Source organism: Bradyrhizobium sp. CIR18 (assembly GCF_014198295.1).
Taxonomy (GTDB): Bacteria; Pseudomonadota; Alphaproteobacteria; order Rhizobiales; family Xanthobacteraceae; genus Bradyrhizobium.
The window spans coordinates 948,903-967,419 of the sequence record NZ_JACIHF010000001.1 but is presented as its reverse complement, the minus strand read 5'-3'; the positions used below and the strand labels follow the sequence as shown (position 1 = coordinate 967,419).

General features: G+C 64.5%; 18 protein-coding genes and 2 pseudogenes. 6 read left to right on the top strand and 14 right to left on the bottom strand.

Translation table 11 applies throughout. The features are described from left to right. Positions 1 to 160: 160 nt before the first annotated feature. Both GGD65_RS04695 and GGD65_RS04690 read right to left on the bottom strand, forming a co-directional pair. Positions 161 to 907 (bottom strand): glycerophosphodiester phosphodiesterase, encoded by a 747-nt coding sequence (locus GGD65_RS04695; protein ID WP_183234509.1) that lies wholly within the window; start codon positions 905 to 907, stop codon positions 161 to 163. Between the two features lie 5 nt (positions 908 to 912). Next, a complete protein-coding gene (locus tag GGD65_RS04690; RefSeq protein WP_018321130.1) occupies positions 913 to 1,380 on the bottom strand; it encodes a RidA family protein in 468 nt (155 codons plus the stop codon). Between the two features lie 248 nt (positions 1,381 to 1,628). On the opposite strand from GGD65_RS04690, the gene GGD65_RS04685 reads away from it, so the two are divergent. After that, a complete protein-coding gene (locus GGD65_RS04685; RefSeq protein WP_026202492.1) occupies positions 1,629 to 2,474 on the top strand; it encodes a cell envelope integrity EipB family protein in 846 nt (281 codons plus the stop codon). A 258-nt stretch (positions 2,475 to 2,732) separates the two neighbouring features. Next, positions 2,733 to 3,134 carry a RidA family protein gene (locus tag GGD65_RS04680; protein ID WP_018321128.1) on the top strand — a complete coding sequence of 134 codons (402 nt, stop codon included), beginning with the start codon at positions 2,733 to 2,735 and terminating at the stop codon, positions 3,132 to 3,134. Between the two features lie 58 nt (positions 3,135 to 3,192). Here GGD65_RS04680 and GGD65_RS04675 read toward each other — a convergent pair. The 3 genes and pseudogenes from GGD65_RS04675 to GGD65_RS04665 all read right to left on the bottom strand — a co-directional run. Continuing rightward, a pseudogene (locus GGD65_RS04675) lies at positions 3,193 to 3,429 on the bottom strand (ACT domain-containing protein); the annotation flags it as partial. Positions 3,430 to 3,745: 316 nt separating this feature from the next. Further along, on the bottom strand, positions 3,746 to 5,035 hold the full coding sequence (locus tag GGD65_RS04670) for a DNA polymerase IV (RefSeq protein ID WP_183234508.1): 1,290 nt from the start codon (positions 5,033 to 5,035) through the stop codon (positions 3,746 to 3,748). After that, complete coding sequence (locus tag GGD65_RS04665) at positions 5,032 to 5,343, bottom strand: DUF3572 domain-containing protein (RefSeq protein ID WP_018321125.1); 312 nt, start codon at positions 5,341 to 5,343, stop codon at positions 5,032 to 5,034. The genes GGD65_RS04670 and GGD65_RS04665 overlap by 4 nt, the downstream gene beginning before the upstream one ends. A 242-nt stretch (positions 5,344 to 5,585) precedes the next feature. Between GGD65_RS04665 and GGD65_RS04660 the strand changes: the two genes are divergently transcribed. Both GGD65_RS04660 and GGD65_RS04655 read left to right on the top strand, forming a co-directional pair. Continuing rightward, complete coding sequence (locus tag GGD65_RS04660; protein ID WP_008566616.1) at positions 5,586 to 5,951, top strand: response regulator; 366 nt, start codon at positions 5,586 to 5,588, stop codon at positions 5,949 to 5,951. Positions 5,952 to 5,965: 14 nt separating this feature from the next. Continuing rightward, a complete protein-coding gene (locus GGD65_RS04655; RefSeq protein ID WP_018321124.1) occupies positions 5,966 to 7,339 on the top strand; it encodes a PleD family two-component system response regulator in 1,374 nt (457 codons plus the stop codon). 326 nt (positions 7,340 to 7,665) lie between these two features. Here the strand turns inward: GGD65_RS04655 and GGD65_RS04650 are convergent, their stop codons facing one another. Beyond that, on the bottom strand, positions 7,666 to 8,274 hold the full coding sequence (locus GGD65_RS04650) for a TetR/AcrR family transcriptional regulator (RefSeq protein WP_183234507.1): 609 nt from the start codon (positions 8,272 to 8,274) through the stop codon (positions 7,666 to 7,668). A 129-nt stretch (positions 8,275 to 8,403) separates the two neighbouring features. Here GGD65_RS04650 and GGD65_RS04645 point away from each other — a divergent pair, with 129 nt between their 5' ends. Next, positions 8,404 to 9,642 carry an MFS transporter gene (locus tag GGD65_RS04645; RefSeq protein WP_183234506.1) on the top strand — a complete coding sequence of 413 codons (1,239 nt, stop codon included), beginning with the start codon at positions 8,404 to 8,406 and terminating at the stop codon, positions 9,640 to 9,642. A gap of 193 nt (positions 9,643 to 9,835) precedes the next feature. Here GGD65_RS04645 and GGD65_RS04640 read toward each other — a convergent pair whose 3' ends face one another. The 5 genes and pseudogenes from GGD65_RS04640 to GGD65_RS40075 form a co-directional block, all read right to left on the bottom strand. Further along, complete coding sequence (locus GGD65_RS04640) at positions 9,836 to 10,549, bottom strand: hypothetical protein (RefSeq protein ID WP_246783190.1); 714 nt, start codon at positions 10,547 to 10,549, stop codon at positions 9,836 to 9,838. Between the two features lie 301 nt (positions 10,550 to 10,850). Beyond that, positions 10,851 to 11,018, bottom strand: coding sequence for a 50S ribosomal protein L33 (gene rpmG, locus GGD65_RS04635; RefSeq protein ID WP_007603295.1), 168 nt, complete (start codon positions 11,016 to 11,018; stop codon positions 10,851 to 10,853). 208 nt (positions 11,019 to 11,226) lie between these two features. Continuing rightward, entirely contained in the window at positions 11,227 to 12,552 is a 1,326-nt protein-coding gene (locus GGD65_RS04630; protein WP_183234504.1) for an LLM class flavin-dependent oxidoreductase, read from the bottom strand. A gap of 205 nt (positions 12,553 to 12,757) precedes the next feature. Further along, complete coding sequence (locus GGD65_RS04625) at positions 12,758 to 14,098, bottom strand: amidohydrolase (protein WP_183234503.1); 1,341 nt, start codon at positions 14,096 to 14,098, stop codon at positions 12,758 to 12,760. Next, positions 14,095 to 14,300: pseudogene (locus GGD65_RS40075) on the bottom strand (hypothetical protein); the annotation flags it as partial. The pseudogene GGD65_RS40075 and the gene GGD65_RS04625, both read right to left, overlap by 4 nt. 68 nt (positions 14,301 to 14,368) lie before the next feature. Between GGD65_RS40075 and GGD65_RS04620 the strand changes: the two are divergent. Further along, a complete protein-coding gene (locus tag GGD65_RS04620; protein WP_183234502.1) occupies positions 14,369 to 14,911 on the top strand; it encodes a hypothetical protein in 543 nt (180 codons plus the stop codon). On the opposite strand, the gene GGD65_RS04615 is transcribed toward GGD65_RS04620, so the two are convergent. The 3 genes from GGD65_RS04615 to rnr are packed head-to-tail and all read right to left on the bottom strand — an operon-like array spanning position 14,912 to position 18,498. After that, positions 14,912 to 15,664 carry an NUDIX domain-containing protein gene (locus GGD65_RS04615; protein ID WP_183234501.1) on the bottom strand — a complete coding sequence of 251 codons (753 nt, stop codon included), beginning with the start codon at positions 15,662 to 15,664 and terminating at the stop codon, positions 14,912 to 14,914. A 30-nt stretch (positions 15,665 to 15,694) separates the two neighbouring features. Continuing rightward, positions 15,695 to 16,135 carry a DUF983 domain-containing protein gene (locus GGD65_RS04610; RefSeq protein WP_183234500.1) on the bottom strand — a complete coding sequence of 147 codons (441 nt, stop codon included), beginning with the start codon at positions 16,133 to 16,135 and terminating at the stop codon, positions 15,695 to 15,697. Then, the gene (gene rnr / locus GGD65_RS04605) at positions 16,129 to 18,498 is read right to left on the bottom strand and encodes a ribonuclease R (protein ID WP_183234499.1); all 2,370 of its coding nucleotides are present in this window, start codon (positions 18,496 to 18,498) and stop codon (positions 16,129 to 16,131) included. Before rnr ends, GGD65_RS04610 begins: the two co-directional genes overlap by 7 nt. Positions 18,499 to 18,517: the final 19 nt, after the last annotated feature.

The window sequence follows — 18,517 nt, the reverse complement described above, 5'->3', positions numbered from 1 at the left end:
GCTCTCGTGCCCCGGACGCAGCGTAGCGCGCCGGCGATGCAAGGCATCGTCCGCGCTGCAGAGCCGGGCCCATCTCACCGCGTAGCGTGCCGCCTTCTGGGTCCCGGCTCTGCGCCGCAACGCCAAAGCGTTGCAGCTTGTCCGGGACACGAGACCATTCCTACGGCACGAACCCCTCAAAGATCATCTGATCGGCATGTTGCCCGACCCGTGTCCGCTGCTCCGGGGTGCGGACGGTCCAGCCGAGCAGGGCGCAGCCGAAGACGTTGCGGGCGATCCAGGGAGCGGGGGCCGGGAGGTCGTCGACCCTGAAGGCAACGAAGTGGGGCTGGGTCTGAAAGCCGTGGCGCAGATACAGCATGCTGTCGCGCTGTTCCTGCGTGAGCTTGGCCCAATAGTCGTCCTCATAGGTCCGCTGCGCGACGATGCCGCGCGGGCGGGAGGGCAACAGCTCGCGCAGTGCCAGCACCTGGTCGGGATCGAACGACATGCCGACGGCGGGGCCGTCATAGGACGCCAGCACCTCGGCCATCCGCTTCACCAGCTTGCGGTCGCCGCCAAAATGGCTCTTCACCTCGATCACCAGCGGGACCCGGCCGGCGACCATGGCGCAGAGGTCGGACAGCGACATCATTCGCTGGTCCGTGTCCTTGAATTTGACAGCCTTCAGCTCCGCCGCGGTCTTCGACACGACCTCGCCGGTGGCCTCGGTGAGGCGGCCGAGCGCATGGTCGTGATGCACCATGGCCTCGCCGTCGGCCGAGAGCTGGATATCGACCTCGATTGAAAAATTGTCCGATATCGCAGCCTGCACCGCGCCAGGCATGTTCTCGACAATGCCGCGGGAAATGTCATGCAGGCCGCGATGGGCGACCGGCCGGGCTGTCAGCCAATCAGGAGCGCGCATGCGCGTCAGGCGACCTCGAACACGCCATCGACCTCGACCGCCGCGTCTGCCGGCAAAGAGGCGACGCCGACTGTGGTGCGGGCATGGCGGCCCTTGTCACCGAAGGCGGCGACCATCAGGTCGGAGGCGCCGTTCAGCACCTTCGGCCCATCCAGAAAATCGGGGGCCGAGTTGATGAAGCCGCCGAGGCGCACCACGCGCACCACCTTGTCGAGGTCGCCGAGTGCCGCCTTGACCTGGGCCAGCAAATTGACCGCGCAGCCGCGGGCGGCCGCCGCGCCGTCTTCGATCGAGACGCCGGCGCCCAGCTTGCCCTTGGCGATCAGCTTGCCGGCGGGGTCGAAGCAGACCTGGCCGGAGACGAACAGCAAATTACCGGTGCGCACGAACGGGACGTAATTGGCCACGGGGGTAGGGGCCTCGTGCAGCTTGATGCCCTGTTCCGCCAGCTTTTGCTCGACCGTGCCCGCCATGTTCGACCTCGTTGTCCAGAAATTCCATTCGCCCCGGCGCATCCGTGGGAGGCCGGCCGCGCCCTGTTTCGCCCATCGTGCCGCCACATGCAAGTAAACCGCAGCAGGCTCCCTTTTGCCGAGGCGAGGCCGCAGGTTCAACGGCAGGGCCGCAACTTTACGTGAAACGGCCTCAGTTGCGACGCAATGGAACGGTCATTAAAATGTCGAATCTGCGCATCCCAAGGACGCGTCCCCAAGGAACAGACATGGTGCACCTTTTCCGGACTTCGCTCGGTGTAATGGCGCTCGCGGCGGCCGGTTTAGGCCTCGCCGACAGCGCGCAGGCCGCCAACGGTCCGTTCCTTGCGCATCAGGCGCTTTACGATCTCAGCCTGGTGAAATCGCGCTCCAATTCGGTGAGCAGCGCGCGGGGCCGAATTCTCTACAACTTCACCGGAAGCTCGTGCGAGGGCTACACCTCTGAATTCCGCCAGGTGTCCGAGCTCGACAGCGGCGAGGGTAAGGTCACGCTGAGCGACCTCCGCTCCAACTCGTGGGAAGACGCCGGGGGGAAAAGCTACCGCTTCAAGATCGAGACCCGCATGAACGAGGCCGACGCCGGCCGCGTCGACGGCTCGGCCGAGCGCGACGGCGACCACATCAATGTCAAGCTGAAGCTGCCGGCGCCCAAGAATTTCACGCTCGACGGCAAGATCGTGTTCCCGACCGAGCAGATCCAGCGCATCATCGCCGCCGCCAAGGATGGCAAGCCGCTGCTCGAGCTCTCCGTCTATGACGGCTCCGACGACGGCCAGAAGGTCTACAACACGCTGACCGTGATCGGCCAGCCGATCCCCGCCGACCGCGCCGCCGCGCCGGATCCGTCGACTTCCGACGAGCACATGAAATCGCTCAAGCGCTGGCCCGTCACGGTCAGCTATTTCGACCGCGAGGCCCAGCAGAAAGAGGGCGAGCAGACGCCGGTCTATGCGATGGCGTTCGAGCTCTACGAAAACGGCGTCTCGCGCCAGCTCGTGCTCGATTACAACGACTTTGTCATTTCCGGCGCGATGGGCAAGTTCGACGTCAAGGACAGCAAGCCCTGTAATTGAGGGATTGTTGCTACAGCTGCGTACCGCGCACACCATCACCGTCACCCTGAGGTGGCCGCTTCTTCAGCGGCCCTCGAAGGGCGACGGCCCGGCCGTATCAGCGGGGCCGTGCATCCTTCGAGGCTTCCCATACGCCGCTTCGCGTCGCATGGCGCGCACCTCAGGATGACGGTGCTCGAGTGTTGCGCGTCGCATCTAGCTCTTGTCATGATCTCCCGCTACGCTCCCTCCTAACCAAAAACCTCAGGGAGCCAGCCCATGCCCAAGCTCGATCATCTCCGCCCCAGCGGCCTGCATCACAATCCCGCTTATTCCCACGTCGTCACCGCCACCGGCGCGCGCACCATCTACATTTCGGGCCAGGTGTCGGTGGATGAGGAGGGGCGGATCGTCGGCGAGGGCGATATCGCCGCGCAGACCACACAGGTGATGCAGAATCTTGGACACGCGCTAAAAGCGGCCGGTGCGAGCTATTCCAACATCGTGAAGATCACGACCTTCGTCGTGAACTACAGGCCGGAGCTGCGCCCGATCATCGGCAAGGCCCGCTCGGCCTTCTTCGAAGGCATGGAGCCGCCGGCGTCGACCCTGGTCGGCGTCTCCGCGCTCGCAGCGCCGGAATGGCTGATCGAAATAGAGGCGGTGGCGGTCGCGGATTGATTTTCGTAGCCCGGATGGAGCGCAGCGCAATCCAGGAAGTCTGCCGCTGAGGACGCACTGAGTGAACCGTCAGGGTGATCAGGCGTGAGGGGAACGCGTAGCGCAGCCCCGCCGCTTCGGCCTCTTCGCGAGGGATCACTAGCGTCGTGCCTTCCTGCTCGCGAAATGTCAGCAGCGGATTGAGCCCTGCGGGCACGGGCTCGTTCTGCGGTATCGCGCAGAACACGAAGGTGCCGTTCAGCATCTCCGGCTTCATGTTGCTCAGCAGCGCGTCGAGATCGCGTTCCCCTGTCACGGGCCAACCCCTGAAGCCTTGGCCAACATACCTTTGTATATCTCCTCTAAGCCTTCTCATACGCCGACCTTACGCTCGTACAATTGAGTGACGGCGGCGGATTCTTACAATTTGAGTCCACTCGGGTCACTACGAGGAAGCTCAATGAATGTCGTCATTCGAAAGCTCAACGGTTTGTGGCACCTCATTGTCGGGTCTTGTCAGATCCGAACTCCGTTCCTGGAAACGCAGGATCGGCAGCTGGTCGTTCAGTATGCCAGGCGCGCCTATCCGGGTGCACGGATCTTTGAACGCGACTGAGCAGAGCAGGTCCCGATCACTCCTGCGCCTTCTCCGGCCCCTCATACGCGATCCCGCGGATCACCGCGGCGCTGCCGAATTTCTTGCGCAGGCTGTCCACCGCGCGCTCGGCGTGGGCGGCGCGGCGGTCGAGCATGTCGGTGTCGTCGGCGGGCGAGCCCTCGCGCAGCGCGCTGATGCCGGCGCCCATCAGGCGGAAGGCGGTGCCGTCGATCTCCTTGGCCAGCATCTCGCGGCAGATCGCAAAGATCTTTGCGGCGAGCTGGGTCGGGGCCGCGATCGACTGCGAGCGCGTGCGCTGGCGGAAATCTGCGGTCTTCAGCTTCAGCGTGACGGTCGAGCCGCCAAGCTCGCTGCTCTTGAGCCGCGACGAGGTCTTCTCGCACAGCCGCCACAGGATCTTCTCCAGCGTCGCGAAATCGCGGATGTCGGTCTCGAAGGTGGTTTCGCTCGAAATGGTCTTGGCGCCGCGATCGGGCTCGACGCGGCGGTCGTCGATGCCGCGGGCGAGGCGCCAGAGCCGGCGGCCATCGCTCGGAAACTGCCGCATCATCTCGATCTCGTCGGCCTTCTGCAGATCGGCGATGATGCGGAAGCCGCGCTGCACCAGGCGCTCCTGCGTCGCAGGTCCGACGCCGAAGATGAAGCCGACGGGCTTCTCGGCAAGCATCGATCGCGCTTCCTCCTGGTCGAGCGCGGCGAAGCCCCGCGGCTTGTCGAGGTCGGAGGCGATCTTGGCCAAAAACTTGTTGCAGGACAGGCCGACCGAGACGGAGATGCCGATGTCGCGCTCGACGTCGCGGGCAAAGCGCGCCAGCACCTTGGCCGGGATCATGCCGTGCACCCGTTCGGTGCCGGAGAGATCGAGGAAGGCCTCGTCGATCGAGAGCGGCTCGACCAGCGGCGTCAGCGCCTGCATGGCCTGACGCACCTCGCGGCCGACGCGGACATATTTGGCCATATCCGGCGGGATCACAGTCGCGTGCGGGCAGGCTTCCAACGCCTTGAACATCGGCATGGCCGAGCGCACGCCATAGGTGCGGGCGATGTAGCAGGCGGCCGACACCACGCCGCGTTTTCCCCCGCCGATGATGACCGGCTTGTCGGCAATGTCAGGATTGTCGCGCTTCTCGACCGTCGCATAGAAGGCGTCGCAGTCGATGTGGGCGATGGTCAGGCCCGCGAGCGCGCGGTGGCGGACGAGGCGAGGGGAACCGCAGGCGGAACAGCGCCGCACGCCCATGTCGAGATCGGCCGAACAATCCCGGCAGAAGCAACGAGGCCCGGCCGGGTCGGGAACGGTCACGGCACGTCGCGCTCCCAGGAGGGATCGCCGAGCGCGTCGCCGAGGACCTGTCGCGCCGCCGCGACGTTGGTCGGATGCAGTTCCGCGGTCGAGGCAAAGGCCTTCACAGTGGCGTCATCGCGCAGCACGAAATCGAGCACGCTGAGGAGGAAATTGGGGTCCGCGGCGGCATTGCGCAGGGTCTCCGGACCGACCCCTGTCTCGGCCAGAAACAGGCCCAGCCGCTCCGGATCGCTCGCAACGAAAGAGAGCGCCTGAATCGCAACGATTTCAGCGACTTCGCGGGGGTTGTGAACAGGCTTTTTCAAGGGGACGGTTTGCCTTTCCGTTAACTTTCGGTCTCTAATTTGGAATCATCATGCCCGAGTCTCGGCCCTGAGTCTTCCGACCCCAGGCAAGCAACTGGAAACCACATCGCAGAAAGTCGACCCTCGGGTTTAACGAAACTCAAGCGAATCTGAGGCTAGTTTGAATCCAGTTTTCGAAGCGCCGGCGAGCGGCGCCTGAGGCGTTACATGTATGGGTCCTTCGGACCAATCAGGAGGGCGGGATGGCTAAGACCGTCCTGATCGTGGAAGACAACGAGCTCAACATGAAGCTCTTCCGCGACCTGTTGGAGGCGCACGGCTACCAGACCTCCGGCACCAGCAACGGCTACGAGGCGCTCGACCTCGTTCGCAAGATGCGGCCCGACCTCGTGCTGATGGATATCCAATTGCCGCAGGTCTCCGGCCTCGAGGTGACGCGCTGGATCAAGGACGATCCGGAGCTGCGCGCCATTCCCGTCGTCGCGGTCACGGCGTTCGCGATGAAGGGCGACGAAGAGCGCATCCGCGAGGGCGGCTGCGAGGCCTATTTGTCCAAGCCGATCTCGGTCGGCAAATTCATTGAGACGGTCCGGCGTTTTATCGGATAGGAAGTGAGTTCACAGTGTCCGCGCGTATCCTGGTTGTCGATGACGTTCCTGCCAACGTCAAACTCCTCGAAGCCCGCCTGTCCGCCGAATATTTCGATGTGATGACCGCCTCGAACGGCACCGAGGCGCTGGCGATCTGTCATCGCGCTGAATGCGACATCATCCTGCTCGACGTGATGATGCCCGACATCGACGGTTTTGAAGTTTGCCGCCGCCTCAAGAGCGATCCGGCCACGCACCACATTCCCGTCGTGATGGTGACGGCGCTCGACAGTCCGTCCGACCGTAACCGGGGGCTGGAAGCGGGCGCCGACGACTTCCTGACCAAACCCGTCTCCGACGTCGTGCTGATCGCGCGGGTGCGCTCGCTGACGCGGCTGAAGATGATGACCGACGAGCTGCGCATGCGCGCCATCACTTCGCTCGAGATCGGCATGCAGGCGCCCGAGCGCAGCGCCGTGGCCGACACCGGCAAGGGCGGCCGCATCCTGCTGGTCGACGACCGTCCGTCCTCCTACGAGCGGCTGGCGACGATCCTCGCCGCCGAGCACACCATCGACGTCGAGCCGAACCCGACGGAAGCGCTGTTCCACGCCGCCGAGGGCAATTACGATTTGCTGATCGTCTCGCTCGACCTCAACAATTTCGACGGCCTCCGCCTGTGCAGCCAGGCGCGCTCGCTGGAGCGCACGCGCCATGTGCCGATCCTCGCGATTGCCGACCCCGAGAACTCGACGCGGCTGCTCCGCGGCCTCGAGATCGGCGTCAATGACTATCTGCTGCGTCCCATCGACAAGACCGAGCTGCTAGCGCGGGCCCGCACCCAGATCCGCCGCCGCCGCTATACCGACCATCTGCGCGACAATGTGCAGAACTCGATCGAGATGGCGATCACGGACGCGCTCACCGGCCTGCACAATCGCCGCTACATGGAGAGCCATCTGGCGACGCTCGCCGAGCAGGCTTCGACCCGCGGCAAGCCGCTGGCGCTGATGATCCTGGACATCGACTTCTTCAAGTCGATCAACGACAATTACGGCCACGACGCCGGCGACGACGTGCTGCGTGAATTCGCGGTGCGGGTGCGCAAGTCGATCCGCGGTATTGACCTTGCCTGCCGCTATGGCGGCGAGGAGTTCGTCATCGTGATGCCGGAGACCGATCTCCACGTCGCCGGCATGGTCGCCGAGCGCCTGCGCCGTTCGATCGCGGGCGAGCCGTTCGCGATCCACAAAGGCGCCAAGCGCATCGAGGTCACGATCTCGATCGGCCTGACCACGCTGGAGCAGAAGGGCGAGGCGGTCGCCGACGTCCTCAAGCGCGCCGATACTGCGCTGTATCGGGCCAAGCACGACGGGCGCAACCGCGTGGTATCGCAGGCGGCGTAAAGGCCGCCGGCAGCAAAATTCGCGAAAACAACCCCATGCACAGTAGCCGGCGCTAGTCGGATCAACGGGTTACGTGCGCGGCAAAGATAGCTTGCGCGGACCGTCGCGCCGTTTGACCCGTCGGGCAAAACAGGGAGGATGTTGGTAGCGTCGCGAAATGGTCTGACGTGTAGTCAGGCGTCCACGCTTCCTCCACAAACTCCGCTGTCATTCCCCGCGAAGCGGGGAATCCAGTACGCCGCGGCCTCTCGGTTCAATCACAGCTGCCTCTGGAATACTGGATCATCCGCTTTCGCGGGTGATGACACCGAACGATGCGGCAAGGGTTATTGTGGCGTCGGCTTGCGTCGCTTCTCCGCCGGCTTCCCCGCATCCCCCACATCCACCCCTGCATTCCGCAACAGCACCTTCGCCGCTTCCTTCGCAGCTCTTGCCATTGCCGGATCGTCCCGCACGAGGTCCTGCGCGATCGAGCCGTCGACCAGCAACACCAGCTGCGTTGCGAGCGCATCCGCCTCGGTCACACCAAGCTCGTTCAGGCGGTCGCGAAACCAGAGGCGGCGGCTTTCCTTGAAGGCGACCGCGATCTTCTTCACGGCGCGGTCGGCTGGGCCGAGCTCGGCGACCGCGTTCACGAACGGGCAGCCGCGAAAGTCCCTGGCTGCAAACCGCCGCTCCAGCGAATCGAAGGTGCCGAGGATCTGTTCGGCCGGCGGCTTGTCCGAGGGGGATGCGTGCACGAAGCGGCGCTCGAGGTATGCCGCGATCAGCGCGTCCTTGGACGGGAAGTGGTTGTAGAGCGTGCGCTTGGAGATGCCGATCTCGGCCGCGATGGTGTCAACGCCGACGGCGCGAATGCCCTGCAGATAGAACAGCTTGTCGGCGGTCTCAAGGATCCGCTCTTTCATCGTCTGTGGGGCGGGCGGGGGAGCCATGCAGCGACGCGCATCCTCTTGGCTTGACAGCTGGGGCGCAACATAGCCTAAGTACACAGGTCTGTGTAACCAAAATCAACCGATATTTCAGACGACGGCATTTGCGCCGTGCCCCCGAGGGAGACGAAAATGCCCCTGCTGCAGGTCCTGCGTCCGACATTGCCCATCCTGATCGGCGCCTCGATCATGCTGACGCTGAGCATGGGGCTGCGGCAGAGCCTCGGCATCTTCATGCAGCCGCTGACCCACGACATCCACATTTCGATCTCGGATTTCACGCTGGCGCTGGCGGTGCAGAACCTCGCCTGGGGCTTTCTCCAGCCGCTCGCCGGCGCGATGACGGTGCGCTACGGCTTCCGCCCGATCATGATCGTCGGCGCGCTGATGTACATCGTGGGCCTCATTCTGATGGCGACCGCGAACGGCCTCGTCAGCATCATGATCGGCGCGGGCGTGCTGATCGGGACGTCGCTGGCCTGCACTGCGGCCGCTATCGCGATGTCGGTGGCGGCGCGCGCGGTACCCGAAACGGTGCGCTCGACTGTGCTCGGCATTGTCTCCGGCGCGGGTTCGCTCGGCGCGCTGCTGTCGGCGCCGATCGGACAGATGCTCAATGAGGGTTTTGGCTGGCGCGTCGGACTTGCCGGCTTCGTCGTCATGTCGGTGCTGATGATTCCGGCCGCGTGGTACGCGGGGCGCGTCGACCAGGTCCCGCTGCCGAAGCCGGCTGCCGACGAGATCGACGATGCCACGGCTGCGACCGCGGCGAGGACCGCGTTCGGCAATGCCTCCTTCGTGGTGATGACCTGCGCCTATCTCGTCTGCGGCATGCAGCTCGTCTTCCTCACTACGCATCTGCCGTCCTACCTCGCGATCTGCGGCCTCGATCCGATGCTGAGCGCGCAGACGCTCGGCATGATCGGCGGCTTCAACGTCCTCGGCTCGCTGTTCTTCGGCTGGGCCGGCCAACGCTGGAACAAGCTGGCGCTGCTGGGCGCGATCTACATCCTGCGCTCGCTGGCGCTCGCCTGGTACTTCATGCTGCCGGCAACGCCGTTCTCGACGCTGCTGTTCGGCGCCATCATGGGCTTCCTCTGGATGGGCGTCGGGCCGCTGGTCGCGGGCGCGGTCGCCGAGATGTTCGGCCTGCGCTGGCAGGCGATGATCCAGGGCCTCGCCTTCATGAGCCACCAGATCGGCAGCTTCCTCGGCGCCTATGGAGGAGGAGTGCTCTACGACGCGCTCGGCTCCTACACCATGGCCTGGCGCATCGGCGTGGCGCTCGGACTTGCCGGAGGCATCGTGCAGGTGGCGTTCGCGCTTGTCAGGCCGTCGCAGCCGCCGACGCCAGTGTTGAAGGCGGCGTAGGCTTCTGGGATTAGCATCTCTCACCGTCACCCTGAGGTGCTCGCCTTCGGCGAGCCTCGAAGGGCGACGGCGCGGCTGCATCTCGACCGTTCATCCTTCGAGGCTCCCGGCGCGATGCTCTTGCATCGCGCCACTCGCACCTCAGGATGACGGATCGGGATAAGGGCTTGCAGCAATCGGCGAGCGGTATGGACTAGCGATGTCCTGAGCGCTTGAGATCGGCGACCTTGAACCTGTTGCCGGCCTGCAGGCTGCTGCAAAACCAGTGGGCTCTGTTTCGAAACTCGCCCAGGAACACCTTCGTCTCGACGCAATTCTCGTAGGATGAATGGGTGATGGTGTCTCGGCACGTTGGCGAGAAGGGTCCATAGTTCACATTGCCGCCCGACTCGCTGCATCCGATCCACGGCTCCTTGCCGTGCCGGAAGCTTGATGCACAGCCACCGTTGCAGCTGCTGGCGACTTTCTCCAGGCTGGCTATCCTCCCCATGACAGAACCCGGTGCATAGGAAGGCGTGCGCGCGGTTGCCGTTCGAGTGGTTGACGCAGTTCGACGCGGCGCCGTTGTGTTTGCTCCCCGCTCCGACACGTGCGGCTTTGCCACCTGTTTCGGCGCATCGACCGTAACAGGGGGAAGCGTGGCGGCGGAGCCTGTCGGGATTTGCGACGCTGCCGGGGCGCACAGCAGGACAGTCGACAAGGCAGCGATGGTTGAAGGCACGACAAGGCTCGATGACAATCTCATGACCATGTCCTTCCCAAATCCGGACGGAAACTCCGTGCCGGTAAGTGCACGGTAACAGACATTTAGGATTGAGCAACCGGGGGTTGAGGGATCGCTTAGCGATAAATTCGCCATCGCCATGGCAACCAACAAGAGAATGCGCTTGCTGGGCGGCTTGTCCACCGAAGCTCGAAGAACGAAGGCGGAAGCGAAGCGGTTGGGAACGACTCTGCAGCGCAGAGCGCCGATGTGGCGGCGGCTTGCGCTCTCTGACCGTCACCCTGAGGTGCTCGTCCTGCGGTTTCCCGCAGGGCGAGCCTCGAAGGGCGACAGCCCGGCCGCATCTCGGCCGTTCATCCTTCGAGGCTCTCCGCGCGATGCTCTGCATCGCACGGCTCGCGCCTCAGGATAACGGAGAAGGATAGGTAAAGAAAAACGGGGCCCGAAAGGGCCCCGCAAAACTCTTCAACGCTTGTCCGCGATCTTACTTGATCTTGGCTTCGCGGAATTCGACGTGCTTGCGCGCCACGGGATCGTACTTCTTCTTGACCAGCTTGTCGGTCATGGTGCGCGAATTCTTCTTGGCGACGTAGTAGAAGCCGGTGTCGGCCGAGGACACGAGCTTGACCTTGATGGTGACCGCTTTGGCCATGTTCAGAACCTCAGGAATGAAGGGAATCTGGAGCCGGCCAAACGGCCCGCGTTGGCCGGCAACCTAGCCAGAAACCGCCTGATGTCAAGGTTTCGAAGCGTTTTCAAGCGAAGTGGGCACCGGTTCGCGTCAAGAAAACGCGTCAAAAACAACAACCTAGAGCCCCCGTACGGGGCTCTAGCGGCAAAAGCCCCCCAAAACGGCCCGATTACCCCTCGAAGAACCGGTTTTTCGGCCGTGGCAAGCCCAGATTCTCCCTCAAAGTGGGCCCTTCATACTCTTTCCGGAAAATCCCGCGCTGCTGCAGCTCGGGAACGACCTTGTCGACGAAATCGTCGAGGCCTGCGGGCAGGAACGGGAACATGATGTTGAAGCCGTCGGAGCCGCGCCCGACCAGCCATTCCTCCATCTGGTCGGCGATGGTTCTGGCCGTGCCGACGAAGGACAGCCCGCCATAGCCGCCGACGCGCTGGGCGAGCTGGCGCACGGTGAGCTTGTCGCGCTTGGCAAGGTCGACCATGCGCTGGCGGCCGCTCTTGCTGGCATTGGTCTCGGGGATATCAGGCAGTTGTCCGTCGGGATCGAAGCCGGAGGCATCGGTGCCGAGGATGACCGAGAGCGAGGCGATGGCGCTGTCGTAATGCACGCGGCTATCGAGCAGCGCGCGCTTCTCCTTGGCTTCATCGACGCTGTCGCCAACCACGACGAAGGCGCCGGGCAGGATCTTCAGATGCTCGGGATCGCGGCCGATCCTCTCCATGCGGCCCTTGATGTCGGCATAGAGCTTTTGTCCGTCGGCGAGGCTGCCGCCGCCGGTGAACACGGCTTCCGCCGTCTCTGCCGCGAGCTGCTTGCCGTCTTCGGAGGCGCCGGCCTGCACGATCACCGGCCAGCCCTGCACGGGACGGGCAATGTTGAGGGGGCCGCGCACCTTCAGATATTTGCCGTCGTGGTCGAGCGTGTGCATCTTCGCGGGATCGAAAAATAGCCCGCTCTCGACATCGCGCACGAAGGCGTCGTCGGCGAAGGAATCCCACAGGCCCGTGACGACATCGTAGAACTCGCGGGCGCGCTTGTAGCGCTCGGCATGCTCCATGTGGTCGTCGAGGCCGAAATTCAGCGCGGCATCCGGGTTCGATGTCGTGACGATATTCCAGCCGGCGCGGCCGCCGCTGAGATGATCGAGCGAGGCGAAGCGGCGCGCGACGTGGTAGGGCTCGTCAAACGTGGTCGAGCCCGTCGCGATCAGGCCGATCCGCTCGGTGACCGCCGAGAGCGCCGACAGCAGCGTGAACGGCTCGAACGAGGTCACCGTGTGGCTGCGCTTGAGCGCATTGACCGGCATGTTCAGCACGGCGAGGTGATCGGCCATGAAGAAGGCGTCGAACCTGCCGGCCTCGAGCTTCTGGATCAGCGTCTTGATGTGCGAGAAGTTGAAATTGGCATCAGGCCAGGCCCCGGGATAGCGCCAGGCGCCGGTGTGGATGCTGATCGGGCGCATGAACGCGCCAAGCTTGAGTTGCCGTTGTGCCATCGACCGGTGTCCGTTCTTGGTGACGCTCGGGAAGACATAGGCATGCGGCGGAACTCCGCCATTGGGGGAGGTGGGAAGATTTTTTCGTTTTTCGATCAAACCTCAGCACGTTCGCGTCATTCCGGGGCGCACCCCATCGCGCGAGCTACGATGCGCAATTGCGCATTTGAGAATCCATCAAGCCGCAGATACCGAGGCGAGAGGGCTACTGCCCCCGGGCGGCCCTTTGATCGAAGGCGCTCAGCACGGCGAGCGTCATCGCGGTGACGCCGGTCTGGATGGTCGGTTTCGGCACCGGGGCGAATTGCGGCGAGTGATTGCCGGGAAGCGGCGGGCCGCTGCCATTGCGCGCGGCGGCGACGCGGTCGGGCTCATAAACGCCGATGTTGAAGAACATCGACGGCACGCCGGCGTTGACATATTCCGAGTAGTCTTCGCTGGTCGTGTTCGCAGGGCTGACGTTGAACTTGTCGCCGAAGGCCGCTTTCAGCACCCGCTCGGCCTGGCCGACCACAGCGGCATCGTTCACCACCGCCTTGGTCCCTTCGTCGATGTGGATTTCAGGCGCCGGTGCATCCGCCATCGCCGCCACCGCTTTCGCCGTCCGCTCGATCCCGGCCAGCATCCTCGCGCGCACCTGCGGCTTGAAGCTGCGGATCGTGCCGATCACCCTGGCCTCGTCGGGGATGATGTTGCCGGCGGTGCCGGCGTGGATCGCGCCGATGGTGACAAGGCCGAATTCGGTCGGGTCCTTCTCGCGGCTGATCACGCTCTGGACGTCGACGACGAAGCGCGATGCCATCATCACGGGATCGATCGTCGCCTGCGGGATCGCGCCATGGCCGCCGCGGCCGACGAATCTGATAAACAGACCGTCGACATTCGACGATCCGACCCCGACCCTGTAGGTGACGGAGCCGTAGGCTCCACTGCCGTCGTGCAGGGCAAACCCCGCATCGGGTTTCGGAAAGCGGGTGAACAGGCCATCGGCGATCATCGCCCTTGCGCCCGCGACCTCTTCCTCGGCGGGCTGCGCGATGAACATCAGCGTACCGTGCCACTGGTCCTTGATGCCGACCAGGGTCTTCGCCGTGCCGACCCAGCTCGCCATGTGGATGTCATGGCCGCAGCTATGGGCGACGAATGTCTCGCGGCCCTGCCAGATCTGCTTGTCGCGGCTGGCATAGGGCAGGCCGGTCTTCTCCTCCATGGGCAGCGCATCGAGCTCGGTGCGAACCATGATGGTGGGACCGTCACCGTTCCTGTAGATGGCAACAAGGCCCGTCTTGCCGACGTGCTCGGTGACTTCAAAACCAATCGCACGCATCTCGCCGGCGAGTTTCGCTGCGGTCTTCTCCTCCTGGAAGGCAATCTCGGGATGGGCGTGGATGTCCTTATAGAGCGCGTCGAGCTTCGGGTATTCGCTCTCGAAGGCGGTCTCGATGGTTTGCTTCAATCTGGCGACGTCGAGCTCCGCACGGGCGGGCGGCGAGAGCAGGCCGCACAACGCCACGGAAGCGAGCAGAGGCCTTACGAAGCGCATCATCCGATCCTCCGGTTGTTCAAGCGCTCTTTCCCTTCACCTAGCACATCTCGTCGCATCTTTCCGCCATAGAAATGGAAGAACGGCACCGGCGCATCGCGGCGGAGCGGGCTGTCGCGTTGAGCAGCTTGCGCGTCATCGGATGCAGATCGGCGAGCGGTTTTGAGCCGAGCTCGACCCAGAGCAGCTTGACCAGCCCCGCATCGAGGCGTCACGTCGAACCAATCCGCTGCTCGCGCCGACCAAGCCATGACCCCGCGAGGAGACGCTTCAATGGCCGGCGCAATGACCGTGGACGGCGGCATCGTCCGCATCGACCGGCCCATGCCATGGGTCGGCCGGCTGTTGTCGCTGCCGCTGCTGGCGGCAAGTGGCTATCTGCTGTGGAACGTTGCGCTCGGCCTGCGCCAGGACTTTTTCGGTTTTGGAAGGCTCGCCGACGATCTCGTGCCGGTGCTAGTGTTCACGGGGTTCGGGCTGCTCGTCGGCATCCCCGGCATCATCCTGCTGACGTTCCGCTACTTCGTCGTGCTCAACGAGACGCTGCGCCAGATCGTGATCACCAGGCAGTTCGGCCCGCTGAACATCCGCTCGTCGCGCAGTCTCGCCGACTATCACTTCATCAGCGTCACCGACGACTACGACACGGATCTGACGACGTACGACGTCAATCTCTGCTGCAACAAGGGCATCGAGCCGATCACGCTTCAGAGCTTCACGCGTCGTGAGGAGGCCGATCAGCTCGCAAGCGAGATCGGCCGCGTCCTCAAGCTGCCGGCGCGCGATTATGTCGGCACCGAGCCGGACGCGGACTGACTAGCCTAAAATATCCTTCTGCATCTTGCCGCCGTAAAAATGGAAGAACGGCACTGGCGCATCGTGGCGCAGCGGGCCGGTGGCAAGGCGGGTGTGGAGCTCGTTGAGCACGTTGCGCGTCATCGGATGCAAATCGGCCAGCGGCTTCGAGCCGAGCTCGACCCAGACCAGCTCGACCAGTTCGGCATCGGCATGGATCACGCCGTCGACGCGGTGGGTGATCGCGGAGGCGTCCGCGGTGAAGAAGCGCGTGTCGAACCGCTTGACGCGGCCGGGCGGAGTGATCGCGCGCGCGATCAGGAACAGGCTGGAGGGATCGGGCAGGAGGCCGGCATCGGCGAACGGCTTCCAGGGGCCGTCGAGCTTTGTCACTTTGCCCTCGGCCGTGCGCCCGAGGCAGAGACCGGTTTCTTCGCAGGCCTCGCGGATCGCGGCGATGGCGAGCGACTTCGCGCGCGAGGCCGGCGTCTTCGGGCTGCCCTTGGCGAGGTTGGCTTCCAGCTCGGCCGTGATGGGCGCAGCACAGGGCACGCGATAGTCGGCCTTGTCGACGCGCCCGCCGGGGAAGACGAACTTGCCGGGCATGAACACCACCTTGTCGTGGCGCTTGCCGACCAGCACCTTCGGAATGGCGCCGCTGCGGTCGACCAGGATCAGCGTTGCCGCATCCCTCGGACGGAAATAGGGATGATGATCGGCTTCCTTCTCCTCGTGGACCTTGGCCTTCTCCGCGACCTGCGCAATATCCGTCATGTCCTCACCCAAACGCTTTTTGCTTCTTGCTTACACAGGCGGAATACCATCCGGAGGGTTCTCGTCAAACCCGTGCATGCGCAGAGCCCATTGCAGGCCGACCACAGCTCCCTTGACCGGCTGCAGCAGCGCAAGCGAGGCGACGAAGGTGAAGGGCAGATAGGCCGCGAAGCTGAGCCAGACCGGCGTCGTGTAATTGGTCTCGATCCAGAGGATCGTGGGCACCACGATGTGACCGACGATGACGATGACGAGATAGGCGGGCAGATCGTCGGCGCGGTGCGGCGTGAAATCGAGGCCGCATTTGGCGCAATCGTCTGCGGTCTTCAGGAAGGCGCGGAACAGCTTGCCCTCGCCACAGCGCGGGCAGCGGCCGCGAAAGCCGCGCTTCATCGCCGTCCAGAGATCGCGCTTCTCGACGAGACCCGTCTCGCGCGTCCAGAGTTTTGGGGCCGTGCTCATCGTCACCATGCTTTGCCCTTTTTACCGCCGCCTTTTCCCTTGTTCTTTCCTTTATTCTTTCCCTGGCCCTTCTTCGGTTTGCCGGATTTTGGCTTCGGCGGCTTGCGTTTTCTATCCGGGCTGCGTCCGGGATGCGCCTTGAATGAGGGGCGGCGCTGCGGACCGGATGACCTGCGTTCGCGCGGCGCGGTCTCACTGGAGGACGACAGCAGCTCGAAGCGCAGCGCGCCCGCGATCGGCGCTGCTTCGATCAGGCGGACGTCGACCATGTCGCCGAGCTGATACATGGTGCGGCTGCGCGTGCCGACGAGGGCGTGTCGGCTCTCGTCATAGTTGAAATATTCCGTGCCGAGGGATCGGATCGGGATCAGGCCGTCGGCGCCGGTCTCAGCGAGCTTGACGAACAGGCCGGCGCGGGTGACGCCGGAGACCCGGCCCTGGAAACTCGCGCCGATGCGATCAGCCAGGTGATGGGCAATGAGCCGGTCGACGGTCTCGCGTTCCGCCTTCATCGCGCGCCGCTCGGTCACCGAGATGTGGGCTGCGACCTCGCTTAAGGTTTCCGGCGTCTCGCTGTCGGGCAGGGCGCCTTCGCCGAGGCCGAGCGCGCGGACCAGCGCGCGATGCACCACGAGGTCGGCATAGCGGCGGATCGGCGAAGTGAAATGCGCGTAGCGGCGCAAATTCAGGCCGAAGTGCCCGTAATTCTCCGAGGAGTATTCGGCCTGCGCCTGGGCGCGCAGCACCACTTCGCTGACCAAGGGGTAGTAATCGTGGCCCTCGAGCTGGGCCAGCACGCGGTTGAATGTGGTGGGACGCAGCGCGCCTGATTTGGCGAAGGGAACGTCGAGCGTCTCCAGGAATTCCGCGAGCGCGTGGACCTTCTCCAAGGTCGGCTCGTCGTGCACGCGGTAGATCAGCGGGAGCGATTTCTTCTCCAGCATCTCGGCGGCCGCGACGTTGGCGAGGATCATGAACTCCTCGATCAGCTTGTGCGCGTCGAGACGTTCGGGCACTACGACGCGGTCGACCGTGCCGTCGCTCTTCAAGAGGATCTTGCGCTCGGGCAGATCGAGATTGAGCGGATCGCGCTCGTCGCGCGCGCGCTTGGCGCAGGCATAGGCGGCGTAGAGCGGTTTCAAGATTGGATCGAGCAGGGGGCCGGTGGTGTCGTCGGGCCGTCCGTCGATCGCGGCCTGGGCCTGCGCGTAGCTCAGCTTTGCCGCCGAGCGCATGAGGATGCGGTGGAAGCTGTGCGAGCGCTTGCGGCCGTCGGAGCCGAGCACCATGCGCACCGCGAGCGCGCCACGCGGCTCGCCCGGCACCAGCGAGCAGAGATCGTTGGAGATGCGCTCGGGCAGCATCGGTACGACGCGGTCGGGGAAGTAGACCGAATTGCCGCGGTCGAGCGCGTCGCGGTCGAGCGCGCTGCCCGGCCGGACGTAGAAGCTGACATCGGCAATGGCGACGTTGACGATGAAGCCGCCCTTGTTGTTGGGATCGGGATCGGCCTCAGCATGCACCGCGTCGTCATGATCCTTGGCGTCGGGCGGATCGATGGTGAGAAGCGGCACGTCGCGCCAATCCTCGCGGCCCTTCAGGTTCGCGGGCTCAGCGGCTTCTGCCTCGCGCTCGGCGGCAGGCGAGAATTGCAGCGGGATGTCATGGGCGTAGATCGCGATCAGGCTGATCGCCTTCTCCGACTTGACCGAGCCGAGCTTCTCTTTCACGCGCCCGGAGGCCAGTCCAAAGCTGCGCGTGCGGACGATGTCGACGCTGACGAGATCGCCGTCCTGCGCGCCGTGTGTGTCGGCCGGGGCGATGTTCAACTCGCGGTCCGCGGACTTCTTGTCGACGGGGACGAGCCGTCCGCCGCCTTCGGGCAGACTGCGAAACACGCCGAGGATGCGGCTCTTGGCCTTGTCGAAAACCTTGATGATGTGGCCGCGATACGCCGGGCCTTCGGTGTCGTCCGTGCGCTCGACGCGCAGCAGCACGCGATCGCGGACGCCGGCGACGGTGCCTGGCTTCGGCCGGCGCGGCATCTGGATGCGGATTTTGGGGGGCTCGCCACTCTCGACCTCGTCCCATTCGGTGGGGGAGGCGATCAATTCGCCGTCGGCGTCGCGGCCGGTAATGTCGGCGACCAGCGTCGGCGGCAGCGCGTCCGGCTCGGACACCTTGTGGCGCTTCTTCTTGATGGTTCCGTCGTCGGCGAGCTCGCGCAATATGCGCTTGAGCTCGACGCGATCGGCGTTCTTCAGGCCGAACTCGCGCGCAATTTCGCGGGTCCCGACCTTTCCGGGATTTGCCTTGATGAAGGCGACGATGGCTTGCCTGTCGGGAAAGCCACGGTCATTCTTGCGTTTCACTTAACCTCTAATTCTTGAT

Bases quoted from the DNA above. Each gene is read 5' to 3' on its own strand.
- GGD65_RS04630 (WP_183234504.1), bottom strand. From the start codon at position 12,552: ATGGCACAACGGCAACTCAAGCTTGGCGCGTTCATGCGCCCGATCAGC.
- GGD65_RS04615 (WP_183234501.1), bottom strand. From the start codon at position 15,664: ATGACGGATATTGCGCAGGTCGCGGAGAAGGCCAAGGTCCACGAGGAG.
- GGD65_RS04690 (WP_018321130.1), bottom strand. From the start codon at position 1,380: ATGGCGGGCACGGTCGAGCAAAAGCTGGCGGAACAGGGCATCAAGCTG.
- GGD65_RS04685 (WP_026202492.1), top strand. From the start codon at position 1,629: ATGGTGCACCTTTTCCGGACTTCGCTCGGTGTAATGGCGCTCGCGGCG.
- GGD65_RS04695 (WP_183234509.1), bottom strand. From the start codon at position 907: ATGCGCGCTCCTGATTGGCTGACAGCCCGGCCGGTCGCCCATCGCGGC.
- GGD65_RS04610 (WP_183234500.1), bottom strand. From the start codon at position 16,135: ATGGTGACGATGAGCACGGCCCCAAAACTCTGGACGCGCGAGACGGGT.
- GGD65_RS04680 (WP_018321128.1), top strand. From the start codon at position 2,733: ATGCCCAAGCTCGATCATCTCCGCCCCAGCGGCCTGCATCACAATCCC.
- GGD65_RS04650 (WP_183234507.1), bottom strand. From the start codon at position 8,274: ATGGCTCCCCCGCCCGCCCCACAGACGATGAAAGAGCGGATCCTTGAG.
- GGD65_RS04660 (WP_008566616.1), top strand. From the start codon at position 5,586: ATGGCTAAGACCGTCCTGATCGTGGAAGACAACGAGCTCAACATGAAG.
- GGD65_RS04645 (WP_183234506.1), top strand. From the start codon at position 8,404: ATGCCCCTGCTGCAGGTCCTGCGTCCGACATTGCCCATCCTGATCGGC.
- GGD65_RS04620 (WP_183234502.1), top strand. From the start codon at position 14,369: ATGGCCGGCGCAATGACCGTGGACGGCGGCATCGTCCGCATCGACCGG.
- rpmG (WP_007603295.1), bottom strand. From the start codon at position 11,018: ATGGCCAAAGCGGTCACCATCAAGGTCAAGCTCGTGTCCTCGGCCGAC.
- GGD65_RS04625 (WP_183234503.1), bottom strand. From the start codon at position 14,098: ATGATGCGCTTCGTAAGGCCTCTGCTCGCTTCCGTGGCGTTGTGCGGC.